The sequence below is a fragment of the Flavobacterium sp. P3_A6 genome (genome assembly GCF_056403035.1).
Genome location: NZ_JBFUGG010000001.1, coordinates 270,096 through 286,398 on the forward strand (window position 1 = coordinate 270,096; position 16,303 = coordinate 286,398).

At 31.4% G+C, this 16,303-nt stretch carries 9 protein-coding genes and 1 pseudogene; 5 read left to right on the plus strand and 5 right to left on the minus strand.

Annotated elements, in window-relative coordinates:
- Positions 1-60: 60 nt before the first annotated feature.
- The 5 genes and pseudogenes from AC1DVP_RS01225 (at position 61) to AC1DVP_RS01245 (ending at position 9,436) form a co-directional block, all read left to right on the plus strand.
- Complete coding sequence (locus tag AC1DVP_RS01225; RefSeq protein ID WP_477181737.1) at positions 61-1,578, plus strand: TROVE domain-containing protein; 1,518 nt, start codon at positions 61-63, stop codon at positions 1,576-1,578.
- 690 nt (positions 1,579-2,268) lie between these two features.
- Positions 2,269-2,838 carry a hypothetical protein gene (locus AC1DVP_RS01230; protein WP_477181738.1) on the plus strand — a complete coding sequence of 190 codons (570 nt, stop codon included), beginning with the start codon at positions 2,269-2,271 and terminating at the stop codon, positions 2,836-2,838.
- Positions 2,839-2,901: 63 nt separating this feature from the next.
- Positions 2,902-4,323, plus strand: coding sequence for an RtcB family protein (locus tag AC1DVP_RS01235; protein WP_477181739.1), 1,422 nt, complete (start codon positions 2,902-2,904; stop codon positions 4,321-4,323).
- Between the two features lie 188 nt (positions 4,324-4,511).
- Entirely contained in the window at positions 4,512-5,324 is an 813-nt protein-coding gene (locus AC1DVP_RS01240) for a hypothetical protein (protein ID WP_477181740.1), read from the plus strand.
- 243 nt (positions 5,325-5,567) lie between these two features.
- Positions 5,568-9,436, plus strand: a pseudogene (locus AC1DVP_RS01245) (YobI family P-loop NTPase).
- Between the two features lie 92 nt (positions 9,437-9,528).
- Here AC1DVP_RS01245 and AC1DVP_RS01250 read toward each other — a convergent pair.
- From AC1DVP_RS01250 to AC1DVP_RS01270, 5 genes are all read right to left on the minus strand, one after another.
- Entirely contained in the window at positions 9,529-10,578 is a 1,050-nt protein-coding gene (locus AC1DVP_RS01250; RefSeq protein WP_477181741.1) for a proline iminopeptidase-family hydrolase, read from the minus strand.
- A 239-nt stretch (positions 10,579-10,817) separates the two neighbouring features.
- Complete coding sequence (locus AC1DVP_RS01255) at positions 10,818-12,599, minus strand: AMP-dependent synthetase/ligase (RefSeq protein ID WP_477181742.1); 1,782 nt, start codon at positions 12,597-12,599, stop codon at positions 10,818-10,820.
- A gap of 152 nt (positions 12,600-12,751) precedes the next feature.
- On the minus strand, positions 12,752-14,512 hold the full coding sequence (locus tag AC1DVP_RS01260; protein ID WP_477181743.1) for a patatin-like phospholipase family protein: 1,761 nt from the start codon (positions 14,510-14,512) through the stop codon (positions 12,752-12,754).
- Between the two features lie 246 nt (positions 14,513-14,758).
- Positions 14,759-15,202, minus strand: a complete 444-nt coding sequence (locus AC1DVP_RS01265; protein WP_477181744.1) for a hypothetical protein — start codon at positions 15,200-15,202, stop codon at positions 14,759-14,761.
- Between the two features lie 117 nt (positions 15,203-15,319).
- Positions 15,320-16,204, minus strand: coding sequence for a hypothetical protein (locus AC1DVP_RS01270; protein ID WP_477181745.1), 885 nt, complete (start codon positions 16,202-16,204; stop codon positions 15,320-15,322).
- Positions 16,205-16,303 lie beyond the last annotated feature (99 nt).

Here is a 16,303-nt window from a genome sequence, read left to right on the forward strand (position 1 = left end):
GAAATCTTTGCTCAAGAAATAAAACAATAACCAATTGTCTAATTTTAAAAACCAGAAATTATGAAATTCAATTTTTTATCAAAAGAAAAAACTTCTATAGTTAATCACGAAAATGCAAAAGCTTTTCCATTAACAGCAGAATATGAATTGTACGTAGCTGTTGTAACTACAGGATTAAGTGCTTCATTTTATGAAAAAGAGGATACCCGTTTGGAGCGAATCAAAATTTTGATCAAAAAAAGCAATCCGGTATTTGTAGCTAAACTTGCCGTTTATGCCCGTAACGAAATGCATATGCGTTCGGTTCCGCTAGTTTTAATTGTTGAATTGGCTAAGATTTATTCAGGCGATTCGTTGATCAGTAAAATGATTGCAAACGTAATTCAGCGTGCCGATGAGATAACTGAACTTTTGGCTTACTACCAAATGGCGAATGACCGAAACGGCGTTAAAAAATTGAATCGTTTGTCTAAACAAATACAAAAAGGTTTGGCAGTTTCTTTCAATAAATTTGATGAATATCAGTTTGCAAAATACAATCGTGACGGTGCTGTTAAATTAAAAGATGCTTTGTTTTTGGTACACCCAAAAGCAAAAGACGATTTACAGCAGGAATTGTTTAACAAAATCGTAAACGATACTTTGCAGACACCTTATACTTGGGAAACTGAATTGTCAAAATTGGGTCAGTTCAAATATTCGAGTGAAGCCGAAAAACAAAAAGCATTCACCCAAAAATGGGAAGAATTGATAGACAGTAACAAAATAGGTTATATGGCTTTGATGCGTAATCTGCGAAATATATTGGAAGCAGATGTTTCAGGTTTTCATGTAATGAAAGTATGTGAGTATCTTTCGAATGAAAAAGCAGTTTTGAATTCAAAACAATTGCCTTTCCGTTTTTTAGCAGCTTACCGTGAAATGAAAGAATTGAAGTTGAAATACACTTCTATGGTTTTAGACGCTTTGGAAAATGCTGTAATGATAAGTGCCCGAAATATAAAAGGTTTTGATATACATACTTCGGTTGTGATTGCCTGTGATGTTTCTGGTTCTATGCAGAAAAATATCTCTCCAAAAAGTAAAGTAATGCTTTATGATATTGGTTTGATGCTGGGTATGTTAATGCAAAACCGCTGTCAGAATGTGGTGAGTGGTATGTTTGGTGATACATGGAAAATAATCAATATGTCAAAACGAAATGTATTGTCAAATGTAAACGAATACTACAAGCGTGAAGGTGAAGTAGGTTACTCTACCAATGGTTATTTGGTTTTGGAAGATTTGATTAAGCGGAAACAAATTACTGATAAAGTAATGTTGTTCACAGATGTTCAAATGTGGAATAGTAACCAAACCAATCACACTTTTAGCAAATCTTGGGAGAACTATAAAAAGATCGCTCCAAATGCTAAATTGTATTTGTTTGATTTGGCTGGTTATGGTCAAGCGCCAATAAATATCGAGAAAAATGATGTTTATTTAATTGCCGGCTGGTCAGATAAAGTGTTTGATATATTGCATGCTTTAGAAGATAAAAGCAGTGCTTTGAACTACATTAACCGAATAGAATTGTAAATTTAAATCTGCTGCGCAGAATAATTGCGCAGCAGTATTTGAATCTTTGTAAAAAAGATAAGTTCATTGAAAACAAAAAATAAGTGCCGTAAATAAGTGTTACTTCGCCTTTTTAACGCCCAGGACGGGAGTTCGATTCTCTCCATTTTTGTGTAATCATGAAAATGTAGCTCAGTGGTTAGAGCAGGAAATGTCACTTTTTGACTATTGCCTTATTTTAAAAATAAAAAAGAATGTCGTAAATAAGAGTTACTTCGTCTCAAATTTGGGGAGGAATAGCGAAGTTGTAAAATCAGCAAGGCTATCCAGTTCGACTCTGGCACAGACATGCCCCGTTTCTCTTATTGCTTTTTACTTCTTTTTAAAACTGAAAAATGGCGTGTAGGAGAGTTACTTCGTTAGGGTTCAAAGACTCTTCTCCATTATCACTTTTTCAAATTTATAAGATGCCGTATATAAGTGTTACTTCGTTGGTTGATTTAATTAGGTTCGAGTCCTAAATTATCACTTATAAACTATTGCTCTTAAAAAAGAGTGTCGTCAGGAAATGGATACTTCGACCAAATGAAAAACAAACCATTCCTAAACATTACCTCTTTTAAAAATTATTAATTTTAAAAAAGATTGCAGAAAAAAATAAAAAACTAGTGCGCAGTAATATTTGAATCTTTAAAAAATAAATTGATAGATATGAAAAATTCAGAATTTGAAATCCATCCTTTTAATGAAGCTTTTTATAGTAAAGCTTTATTAACCAAAACACGTTCAATTTTGAATGATGTTGAATCATTAAACGATTTTTGGAAAAAAGAATATCACGATTGTCAAAATGATGATGTGATTTTAGATTTGCTTCAAAATATCATTCTTAATGTAGGAGCAATTTCTCGATTTTTTTGGCCTTCAAAGAATACTGGTAATTATAAAAATAGAGCGGAAAAGTTACGCGAAGTTTATAATATTAATGATTCGAATCTTTTGAGAGATAGAAAAATGAGAAATCTTATTGAGCACTTTGATGAAAATCTAGATGATTTTTTAAAAGAATTTATTAACGGAATAGTCATGCAGAAATACGTAGGACCAATAACTTACGTAGATGATGCAAGAATATTTTTTAGAGCATATTTTTATGATAAACATATTTTTAAGATGTTCAATGTGGAATATGAAATAAAACCAATAATAGCCGAAATTAAGAGAATTAATGAAATTTTATTACTACAACAAGAAAATGGCGGTCGATTTATATTAAGATAACTTGCACAGCAGTAAAAGAACTTTGTCACTATGAATCTTTGCTCTTTTTAAAAGAAAATAAAAATGAATACACAAATTAACGGATTTGAATTAATAGAATTAGGATTTCCAGAAGGAAAAGGAATCGGAGCAGCGTTGAAAATCAACAGCAGAAGATACGGTTTCAAGCGTGATGAAATGATAACTCATTTCAAAAACGTATTAGAAACGCCGGAAAACTATATTGAAGATGAAATTTTTAGTCCATTAGCTATTGCTTTAATTGAAAAAGCAAATGAAAAACCGGAAGATTTTATTGCTTTAAACCAAAATCCGAATCAATATTCCGCTTATGGATTAGAGCATATCGAAGAAGGAGCGAAAAAACAGATGGAAGTTGCGATGAAACTTCCTGTTACGGTTGCGGGAGCCTTAATGCCCGATGCGCATCAAGGTTACGGACTGCCGATTGGCGGTGTTTTAGCAACCAAAAATGCTGTTATTCCATATGGAGTTGGTGTCGATATTGGCTGCAGAATGGCATTGTCCGTTTATGATATTCCTGAGGATTTTTATTTCGAAAATGAAGCCAAATTCAAAAGAGAATTAATAGCTCATTCTAAATTTGGTGCGGGTCACGGATTTCACGGTCAGTACAAATCAGATCATGCGGTTTTGGAGAATGATGCTTTTAATATGAACCCTTTTGTTCAGCAATTAAAAGATAAAGCTTGGTCACAATTGGGGTCTTCTGGCGGAGGAAATCACTTTGTCGAGTTCGGAATTATGGAATTTACTAAAGACGATGCCATTTTGAACATTCCAAAAGGAAAATATGTGGCTTTGTTAACGCATTCCGGTTCACGCGGAATGGGAGCAACCATCGCAGGACATTATACCAAAATTGCCAAAGAGGTTTGTAAACTTCCTGAAGCTGCCAAGAATCTAGCTTATTTGGATATGAATTCGCAATTGGGACAGGAATATTGGATCGCGATGAACCTTGCGGGAGATTATGCTTCGGCTTGTCATGAAATTATTCATACTAAAATGCAGAAAGCTTTAGGTGCTGCGGTTTTGGCGAAAGTCGAAAACCACCACAATTTTGCTTGGAAAGAAATCTGGAACGGCGAAGAAGTGATTGTGCATAGAAAAGGAGCAACTCCGGCAGGCAAAGGTGTGATGGGAATCATTCCGGGGAGTATGACGGCACCAGGATTTTTGGTAAGAGGAAAAGGAGAGGAGAACGCCATTAACTCGGCTTCACATGGGGCAGGAAGGCAAATGAGCAGAACTCAAGCGATCAAAACCATTACTCAAAATGAAATGCAGACCATTCTGAAAGATCACGGCGTAACGCTTATTGGAGCAGGATTAGACGAAGCGCCAATGGCTTACAAAGATATCAATCAGGTTATGGAAGCACAACATGAATTGGTTGATGTAGTGGCAAAATTTACTCCAAAAATGGTTCGAATGGCTGATGATGGGAGTAGAGAAGACTAACTAAAACCTAACCCGTTTTTAAAACGGGTTAGGTTTTAGTTTTTATCCAAAAAATTGAGATTCAAATCCTCTCCAAGCAACAGTAAGTGGTAGTAGTTTAAGTTGGGAAAACAGTTGGATTTTTGATAAGAAAAATAGGTGAGAGGTGTGTTTATTTTTCTTACTTTGCCCAAAAAAAACAAATACAAATGAATTTTATATTGAACAGGACTATAATCCTAAAGTCATTTATTGCTGCACTAGCCATATTAGGAATAAAAAATTTTATTTTCAAAAATCTTTCTCTTTATGGACAGGATTTTCACGATTTGATAGAACTGTCCGATATTACGATAATTTTTACAGGAGCATTTTTTGTATTCGGGTTATTATTGGCAGCAACCATGACCGATTTTAAAGAAAGTGAAAAAATCCCGGGCGAAGTGGCTTCAAATCTTGAAGCAATCAAAGACTGGATTTACTTAGCTTTTCGAGCACCAAGAACAGGAACCACCGATTTATGCAGGGAAGAATTAAACAGTACTTTTTTGCGTCAGGAAATGCTCGCCATTACTGATGGCATTATTGCATGGATTTATTCCAGTGGTAAAGATTCTACGGTTATTTTTCCGTTAATTAGAAAGTCCAATGAAATCGCCTATTATTTTGCCGAAAGAGGCGTAGATAAGGAAGCCATAAAAGGCATACAGGAAAACACCAATGCAATGCGGAAACAGCTCACGCGTGCCTATTCGATTTCTAGAAATAATTTTATAAAGCCAGCATATACCTTACTCCAAAGTATCCTTTTTATAGTGATGTCGCTTTTGCTGATTACCAAATTTAAAAGCCCCTCTGCCGATTATTTGGTGACCTCTGCCATTACGTTTTTGTTTTGCTATTTGTATTTATTGATTAGCGGTCTGGACGATCCTTTTGATATTTTCAATGGAGATACTAATGTAGATTTGAAACCCATTGATAGATTTAAACAGCGATTGGATTCTGATTTTTTGGTTTAATCTGCAAGTAATAAACGGATTTATTGACTGTTTATGGATTTCCGTAATTGTATGAAATTTATTGTAATTATATTTGAAGGAAACTATGGATAAGTTAGTTACTAGAGGTTAAGAGAAGAGAAATTTGATTTTTTTTTATTAGAAACCGTGAAATTAGATTAAAGAAGATAAATATGGGATTGAATAGATTTTTTTGACGGTTTGATAATTGACAAATAAGATAAATTAGGAAAAAGTTATAATATGAAAAATAAAGAAAAAGTTAAAGAATTGAATCCTAAAGAAGAAATTGTTCAACCTAAAAAAAAATCAATTCAATATGTGAAGATTTATTTTGACATAATTTTTATCCGATTATCAAATCATTTAAAAAGAATAAAAAATAATCTAATTTGCAAATTAGGATATCCTTTTAATGAAAATCCTAATTCATTTGAAGACTTAACTCCAGTAATTGTAAAAGATGATATTTATATAAATTCATTATTTTGGGCTTTAAGAAACAAAAATGTAAAAAATATTGCTTTAACAGGTTCTTATGGCTCAGGGAAAAGTAGTATTTTAAAAACTTTTAAAGAAAAACATACTGAGTTTGAATACTTGATATTTCATTAGCAACTTTTGATGATTTATTCGATAAAACAGAAAACCCTGCTTCAGTTTTAAAATCCGATACTGAAGAAATAGTTAAAAATCAAACTTCTGAAAAGACAGAAACTAAAAAATCTGATGATTTAAATAAAAAAATTGAATTGAGTATTCTACAACAGATGCTTTATGTTGAAAAAAGTAACACAATACCGAATTCAAGATTTCAAAAAATAAAAAACCTAAAAAATCATTCTATTTATATTAATACAATATTTTGTTTAACCACAGTTTTGGGCTATATCTTTTTGTTTCATAATACTTTAATTACTAAACTTAATTGCATTAAGTTTTATTTTTTTGAAAGTGAAAATTGTGAATTCAATTTTAAAATTTTTGAGATTCTATCAATTTTTTCTTTACTATTAGGAGCATTTTACATTATTAGAGGTTTTGTTAAAACTGTCAGTGATTTTAAATTTAATAAAATAAATTTAAAAGGTGAAGTTGAATTAAATAGAGAAGTTGCTGATAATTCCATATTAAATAAAAATCTAGATGAAATAATTTATTTTTTTGAAAGAACTAAATATAATGTCGTTATTATCGAAGATTTAGATCGATTTCAAGAACCCGAAATATTTACTAAACTTCGAGAAATAAACTTATTGTTAAACATTTCAAAACAAGTTAATCGACACATTGTTTTTATTTATGCTTTAAAAGATGAAATGTTTAAGAATGGTGATCGAACAAAATTTTTTGATTTTATTTTGCCAGTAATACCTATTGTAAATTCCTCCAATTCCTTTGATTTTTTGGTGGAAAAATTAAAAGATGAAAAAATAGATAAAAATCTGCTTTATGATATTTCGCTTTATATAGACGATATGCGATTATTAAAAAATATAATAAATGAATATAAAGTTTATTATGATAAGCTAACCAAAGAGACTGAAATTCAATTAATTCCAAACAAATTATTGTCATTTATCATTTACAAAAATTTGTTTCCAAAAGATTTTGCAATACTTCATAAAAATGAAGGAATGATTTATGATGTATTTAACAAAGATTTAAAAGTAATTAAACAAAAAGCGACTAAAATTGAAGAACAAAATATCAGTAAAAATAATATTGAAATAACGAGATTAAAAGATTTAGTAGATGACAAAACAAAAATAAATAATATAAAGGATCTACGCAGACTTTATATTGTTGAAATTTTAAAAGAACTACCTGATGAAACAACAAAGGTTAATATTAATCAAAAGACATATTTTTTAAATCAAATTGAGAACTTAATTGATGATGATGTTTTTGATGGAATAAGAAAAATAGAAAAAATTTCGTGCACAAAATTAGCAGTTGAAACCTATGCCCATAGATTAAAGGATGTAGTAACTGAAATGAATTTTAGTTTTGAAAAAATTGAAAAAAAAGTTGATTCAAATTATAATTACAATCAAAGAGTTGAATTGATATTTGAAAAAGAAAATAAAGAAATTAAAAAATTAAAAGATTTGATTAGTAGATCAAATGAGGAAATAAACCAAATAAAACAATACACTCTTCAGCAAATTTTGACTAAAAATAAAAACTCTGACCAACAAGTTAATGTTGAAATTAAAAAATCAGATGTTTTAATTTACTTCATAACCAATGGTTTAATTGCTGAGGATTACTTTGATTATATTTCAATTTTTAAAGAAGGTGATATTACTAGAAATGATAAAAATTTCATTCTTAGCATTAGAAATAATAATGCACTCCCAGTTGATTTCAAACTTGATAAAATTGAAAATTTGATTAAACATCTTGAAAATGATTTTCATAAAAATGAAATTTTAAATATTGAGTTATTTGATCATTTATTGGAAAAGGAAATTGGAAAATATATAGAAATATTTACTCAATTTAATGATGAAAATCAAAGAACATTAGATTTCATAGAATGTTACGTGAAAACAGGAAAGCATATTGAAAAATTTGTAAAAGCAACATGTTCAAAATATTCAAATTTTTGGGGTTATATCGAAGGAAGTAATTTAACAATTGATAATAAAGACTTTGTTCTTAAAAATTTGCTTTTAAATGTTGATTTTGAAGTATTAATAAATCAAAATGAAAATCGAAAACTTTCAAATTATATTTCGCAAAAAGGAGATTTCTTAAATCTGATAAATTTTGAAAATAAAAATGTTGAAGTAGCCATATTGAAGTTAGATGTTAAATTTCAAATTCCATTAGATGCTCAAATTAATAAACCATTGTTTGACTTTATTTATAAAAATAATTTGTATCAATTAAACAAAGAAATGATTGAACAAGTTATCGTTGAAAATACTTTATCAAAAAATGATTTTGTTAGCAATTTAAGGACTGCAAATTATACAACAATTCAAGATTCAGAATGTGTTGATTTAATAAAATATGTAGATACAGAAATAGTCAATTACATTAAAAATGTGTTTTTAAAACTTGAAACTAATACATCTGAAAGTGAGAAATATTTAATTAGTCTAATAAATAATCCAAAATTAGATGATGAAGAAGATCTTTATGAGATTATCAAAGATCAATCTGTTGTGTTTGAAAATATAGAAGATATTAAAAATCCAGAAAGTTGGATTAATGTGTTTTCATTAAATAAAATAAAATCAACTTGGTTAAATGTTTTTAGATACTATGAAAAACATACTTTTGATGAGTTTTTAATCTCATATTTAAACATTGAAAAAAATTATTTAGAGTTGTCAAAAAGTAATGTTAAGGATATTAATGTTTCAAAAGAAATGATGGATGGCTTTATAACAGATTTAATTTCTACAAATGAAATTTCTAATATTTCATATTCATTTTTAATATATACAATTGAAGATAGTTATGATGATATAAAAATTGAAAAAATTCAAGAAGAAAAGTTGAAATTTTTGATAGAAAAAGGAATTATTTCTCTTAATAAACAAAATTTTGAATTGCTTAGAATGTGTACTTTTGATAAACAAATTCTACTCATTAAATTGAATTTTGATGAATATATAGAACAAAGAGATCAAGAAGAGATAGATTATGAATTAGAAGAAAAAGAATATGAATCATTATTAAGTTCTGATTTGACAATAGAGGATAAAGTTGAATTAATTATTAAATTATCAGAAGATCAAATCAATGAAAAAAATAATCTTGGAAATTTAGTAGGTGATATATTAAAAGACAATAGGTTAATCACATTTTCATATTCATATTTAATAAATTTATTAAAAAACATTAAATCTATAGATACAAAAATAAAATTATGTAATATTTATTTTGATTTGTTTTCTAAAGATGTTAGCTCTATTGAAGAAATATTGAGAATATTAAATCCACCTTATACAAATATTATTGATGTAGGTTCAAAAAAACCACCTATCGATTACAGTTTGATTAATATTGCATTTATGGAGAATCTTAAACAAGCTAAATATATAATCAGTTATTCGTCTAAAGATAATAAAATTACAAAAATAAGAAGAAGCTAACTAGTGCAGAAATAATGTAAAAAAACAACAAAAAAAATCACGACTAGATAGTCGTGATTTTTTGTTTATTGGAGTGTGCATTTTATATCTATTTACCCTTTCTTAAAATCCCCGCTATCGACATCCCTCAAAAACTGAATCACCCCTTTGAAATAGTTTTTCTGGTCATCATATTGCGAAAGATGGCTTCCGTTGGGGCAAAATAAAAAGCGTCCGTTTTGTACTTCTTTAGACATCCATTCCATGTGTTTGGGATCCATAGTATCGTGTTTGGCACCAATAACCAGAGTGGGAACGGTAATCGTTTTAAGTCGGGCAGTGACATCCCAATCTTTTAAAGTGGCCTCTCCTGTAATTCCAAATTCACTCGGACCCTGCATATACACATACACATTTGGGTTGATGTGCTTGAAAGCCCTGTTTATGGATTCCGGCCATTTGTCAATAGGCATTCTCAAAATGTGTTCGGTGTAATAGTATTTAAAAAGCAGTTCGGTGTATTTTGGGTTGGTGTAATCTTTGTTTTTTTCAAATGTTTTTATTTGGTCAAAAACGGCTTTTGGAAGTTGTGGTCCGAGAACTTCATCGGCATATTTGTTGTAAGCTTTCGCGCTGGCCATCATATTGGAAATAATCAGTCCTTTGAGGTTCTTTTGGTATTTTAATGCGTATTCCATGGCTAGGATGCCGCCCCAGGATTGCCCCAAAAGATAAAAATTGGTATTGTCACAGCCCAAAGCTTTTCGAACTTGTTCTACTTCTTCGACAAAACGTTCGTTTGTCCACAGGCTGTTGTCATTCGGCTGATCGCTGTAATAGGAACCCAATTGATCATAGTAGATGTATTCAATGCTTTCGTTCGGGAAATAGCCGTCAAATGACTCATACAGCTCATGCGTAAGACCGGGGCCTCCGTGAAGCAGCAGCACTTTGATGGTTGGATTGTTTCCCACGGTTTTTGTCCAAACTTTGAATGTGCCTTTGGGAGTAGTAATGGGGATCATTTTGATACCGCCCGTAAACTGATCGTCTCTTTTGGAGAAATCCAGATAATTAGCCTTGATGGGATCTTCAGTTTTTTCTTTACAGCCCACAATCAAAAATAGGCTGATGAAAAGGATAAGATTGATTTTGAATTTCATAAGATATTGTTTTTAACGGCTAAGAATCTCGCAGTGTTATTTTTTTCTCGCAAAGTCGCCAAGTCGCCAAGGGAAAGTCTTTAAACTTAGCGCCTTTGCGAGAGACTGATTCAGTTACATTCATTGCATGAAACCGTAAATGTTATTTTCAAATTAACAGTGAAGATAAGAAGTTTTTAAATACAAAAAAAGTCCTGACTTTGGGTGTCAGGACTTTAAGATTTTAATTATAAAGAGGGTTATAAAGAATGACTGTATATTTTAGCATAAAGATCTTTATAGATTTCTTTGATGATTTTACGTTTTAGTTTTAAAGTAGGAGTAAGGTGACCGCCGTTAATAGACCAAACATCTGGTGTTAATTCGAAACGCTTGATTTGTTCCCAATTACCAAATTTGGTATTTAAATGATCAATTTCCTCTTGAATACGGGCAACTACTTTTGGATTAGCAATGATTTCCTGATTGGTATTTCCAGGATCGATTCCGTGTAATTTAGCCCATTCTTTAACGAATTCAAAGCTTGGCTGTATGAATGCGCCAGGCATTTTTTCGCCATCGCCAATAACCATAATCTGTTCGATAAAACGAGACTGTTTCATGGTGTTTTCGATAAGCTGCGGAGCGATATATTTTCCGCCAGAGGTTTTGAACATTTCTTTCTTTCTGTCGGTTATTGATAAAAATCCGTCTTTATCAATATTTCCGATATCTCCCGTATGAAAGTAACCATCAATTATGGCTTCGGCAGTTTTTTCAGGATCTTTGTAATATCCCATCATCACATTGGGACCCTTGCAGAGAATTTCGCCGTCTTCGGCAATTTTTACTTCTACATTATTAATAATTTTTCCGGCAGTTCCTATTTTAAAGCCTCTGTTTCTAAAATCATTTACAGATATTACAGGTGAAGTTTCAGATAATCCGTAGCCTTCCATAATGTATATTTCTGCTGCTGCAAAAATTCTGGCTAATCTTGGCTGTAATGCTGCACTTCCGTTTACAATTAAATCTAATTTTCCGCCTAAACCAGCTTTCCATTTACTGAAAATTAATTTTCTGGCTAATTTTAACTGCAGTTCATACCAAAATCCGTTGACGCCATAAGGTTCGTATTTTAAGCCTATTTCAACTGCCCAAAAGAAAAGTTTCTTTTTGATTCCGGTAAGCTCAGTGCCTTTGGCAATAATTTTTTCGTAAACTTTCTCAATAAGTCTTGGTACGCCAGTCATTACCGATGGTCTTACTTCTTTGATATTATCGGATATTTTTTCGATGGATTCGCCAAAATAAATGGAACATCCATAAAATTGATAAATATAAGTTACCATTCGTTCATAAATATGGCAAATAGGCAAGAAGCTCAATGCACGGCTTACTCCAGGATCGAAAGGGATTCTGTCGGCACTGTCCAAAACATTCGAGACAATATTTTTATGAGATAACATAACTCCTTTTGGTCTTCCTGTTGTTCCCGAGGTATAAATGATTGTGGCTAAATCTTCTGGATTTACATTGTTTTTTCGATTTTCAACAGCATCTTGGTTGCTGGTGTCTTGGCCTAACAGCAATACCTCATCCCAGTTTTTGCATCCTTCAATTTCATTAAAAGAATAAATCTCTTTCAGAGAAGGAACATTGGCTTTTATGCTGTTTACTTTATGGAATACTTCAATATCCGAAACGAATACGTACATTGCTTCCGAATGATTTAGAATATACTCATAATCTTCCTCAGTGATAGTTGGGTATATCGGAACGTTTTGTGCACCAGTCTGTAAAACACCAGTATCCATGATATGCCACTCCGTTCTATTATTGCTGGAAATGATTGCGACCTTATCATTTTTTTGAATGCCCATTCTTAGCAATGCTCTGGAAACAGCATTGGCCTTGTCGATATATTCTTGAGTCGATGTTTTCACCCAAACACCATCTTGCTTTGTTACTAAAGCATCTGGTTTATTGTAATTTTCAAGCTGATAGTATGGGAAATCAAAGAGACGGGTAATCGTTATCATTATGAGATTATTAAATTGTATCGCAAATTAAATAAAAATTAATAATAATTTTTATTTTCCAATGATTAATTGCAGTCAATATAATTACAATATTGGTAATCAACGAAATCGTTTTCTTAAAATTAATAAAAGAAGCTGTTTTCTCGTAGTCTTTAATACGTTTCTTCTCGATTTGGAGAATAATTGCTTATTAAATTCGATTTATGAAGAGAGTCTTTAATTGAGTTAATCACTTTTTTTCCTATTATTTTATTCAGTATTACAAAAGAACCGACTTTTAAAAAGAAAAGAGTTGTCGAACTTAGCTTTACAATATTTAATATGATTTTTTCGGCTCTGTTTTTTATTGGTTTTTCGTATCCGTTGATGAAATCTTCTGATACTTTTGGCCAATTATCACCACAGGAAAAAGTAGGTATGGGGAAAATATCTGGTGCTGCTTCGGGCTTAAAAATGGGTATAATCGGGTAGCTTTTTTTTCCATCGGCACCTACAACAGCATATTTACTTTTGTCAATACCGTTGTAACCTTCTGCAAATATTGGGTTTGCCAGTAATGCATCTTCCGGAATTGTAAAATACTTTCTCAAAAATACTTCACAATTGTATTTTCCTAAAAAGTAGTCATGAATTCTAAATTCTTTATTCAAAAACCCGCCAAATCCGCCCATTGTTCCGCAAGCAATTGCTTTTTCTCCAAAAAAATCTTTGTATGCGCCATCAGTATCCTCTCTTTTTCGGGAAGGAGAAATTATAAATTGACTGGCATCATCCTGTTGCATTACACTGCGGTAATTTATTGGTTTTGCACGCATCTGAGCTGTCATTGCCGAAAAGGTTTCGGAGATAATATTTGTTATATTTTGGCTATAATTAAATTCTTCTATTTTATCTTGACTTGGGAATGGATCAATCATTAAGATCGTATTTTCAAAGTTTTTGTGAAGAGAGTTAACCTCATTAAGAAACTCTTGTCTTTCATCCTTATTCAGAGCATTATATTGGGTGCTTCTTTGTTCTATTGTAATTTCGTCAAGCAGATATCTAACTTTCTCGAAAGGCTCATTATTAATCATTCCTCCATCAACATTGAGTGTTTTTACCTTATTTTGATTAATAGGAGTATTTTGGAAAATATCTTTGAGCCATGGAATAGCATTTACATAGGAAGACTCCCTTTCCAGAATTCTGGATTTTAGGCCTGCGGGAAATGCGCCTGTAGCCATTGCAGCATCTCGTGCCGTTTGTATAAAAGCTCCGGTTTTGAAATTCAAAGGCATCCAGCCCGGTGTTTGAGGAGTTTGAGTGTTTTCGTCATGAAGCTCAAAACAGGCATAGTCATTATGAACCGCCATATTGTATCTTTCTTTTCGAATCCCTCCGTTAAAATTGGTGTTGTAATTAAATCCGTTTAGGTTAGAGAGTGTGGTAAATATTTTTACTGGCATTTCAAAAAAGAGAGGTGTTGTTTTCCAGTTTTTTATGTCGGATTGTATCATCTTTGCAGCAATATCATCTATAAAATTGGAGTTGAGCAGCGATACCACATTACCGGATGAAATGTCTGATGTATCCAGCATTTTTAGAAACATATCTTTATCTACCAAGTCTACCCAGCTATGATAGAGTTTATTCTCGGGATGTTCGTCCAGAAGATTTGTTTTATTAGGTAAAGGAACTGGTTTGATTTCATTGTTTATCGTACTGGCGGTTAATAAAGATGTCATTCCGCCAGCCGAAGCTCCTCCCATTATTGGTATCACTACCTTGTGGGTGGGCACATTTAGCTGTCCTTTTTTTTCTTCCCATTCGCGTAAAGCTTCCATTAAATAATCCATTACGCCTGCAGTATAGGCACCAGCAGAGACTGCACCAGCCATACATATTCCGATTCTAAAAGTTTTATTTTTCATACTTATTAAGTTTTAAGAGTGATTTAAAATAAAGCGGATTGTAAATGTAGTAATAATACTTCATTAAAAAACGAATTTTGTTTTTAAGTCATTGTATATTAATGTATTATTATCAATACTAAAAAAAGCGTTCATTTTTAGATGAACGCTTTTTTAGTATTTTTTAGTAGATTTTATTAATCCAAATTTTATTTTAGAATGAATCTCTCCGTTTTTCAGAATAATAGACAATACAGCATACGAATACTATTCTATATATTCTTTTACACGCTCTCCGGAAATGAACATTTTCTTTTTGTCATAATGAATGGAAAATTGCTGTAATGTCCATTCATCTTCATTTGCAGATTTAGAAGCTGCCGATGTGTCTTTTTTATACCAAAAGGAATAAGTTGCACTATTAAATCCTTCTTTGAAAATTGGAATTCCCGATTCGGAACATTCAATTCCCCAAATAATATTTTCTTTGGTTAAATCTTCGTTCTGAATAATTCCAGTTCCGTCTTCGTTAAGAATTGTTGTGGGCATGATTTGATTTACATACGTATATATGCCTGCAATCGGGTAACCAATAACCGTAGCTATATAATGGTTTTTGTCTTTACTCTTGATTTTTGTGATTTTAATTTGAGCAAAAGATTGAGCAGCACTTAGTACAAGTGCAGTAAGCAGTAATGTGAAATTTTTCATGGATGTAGGTTAAATTGTAAAAAAGATTAAAGAGCAAAGGGCGTTGCTTTTAACCGTTGGTTAAGTTTTTATTCTTGAATTCCAGGCTAAGATACAAACTGGGTTTTAGATAAAAAATTATAAATAGGTGTAATTATAAAGATATAAATAGCCTTCATTAAATTTCTTATTTCCTTCCGGCGAATAAAGATAGTTTTTTACTTTTTTCTCAATTGCATTTCCATTAGAATCAAGTTTATAGGAGATAACTGTTTCTTCATTGGGGTATTTCGTGACATTATCTGAATTAATCGTCGTCAAGTTAGTTAGCCTGCTGTTACGGTCATATTTATAAATGTTTTTTGAAAAAGGCATTCCTGACTTCAAAGTCAAAGATTCTTTTATTAGTCCGTTAGCATCGTAATTGTATTTGATTACTAAGTCTGATGCTTGATAATCTATTTGAAAAATTTGATTGTTGTCATTGAAATGGTAAAAATATTCTTTTCGGGCAGTTGTTTTTTTGGGCATACCCTCTATATAATCTTCTCCTTTAAATAAAATATTTTTCTTTTGAACGTACTTATAATCTACCGTAGAGAAAATAGGATCTTTCTCAGCTGTATTTTCAATGTTGGCATCGGTAGTGTCTTTTTCGTTTGAAAAAAGGGTTGTTTCAATATCAATATGGGAGACAAAGCCTTTGTTAGTGTAACTAAAGAAGCTCTTTTTTGACTGCTGATTTCTTAGCGTTTCTTCTATTTCTTTAGTTTGTCCATTCAGATCAAATTTATATACATTACTCACTGATGCAGAATCGTTTGTTGTATGTCCTTGAATATCTGTTGCAAATTTGTGTTCCTGCATTTCTTTTACGTTTCCTTTTAATCTCAATAGCTGGGTGTTTATGCCTAATTCGAGTAAAGGATTAGCAGTCGATGAGACATCAGTAGATTGTGCCAATGCAGGATTGATAAAGAACAGAATGCTTAAAAATAAAAGAGATTTTTTAAAAAAATTCATTGGGGGCTTTTTAAATTATTTTTGATTTGGGTCTAAAATCTTTCATGAAAAACCCGTCTCTAAAATTATAAAGAGACGGGTTTAAAATTAACAGTGTTA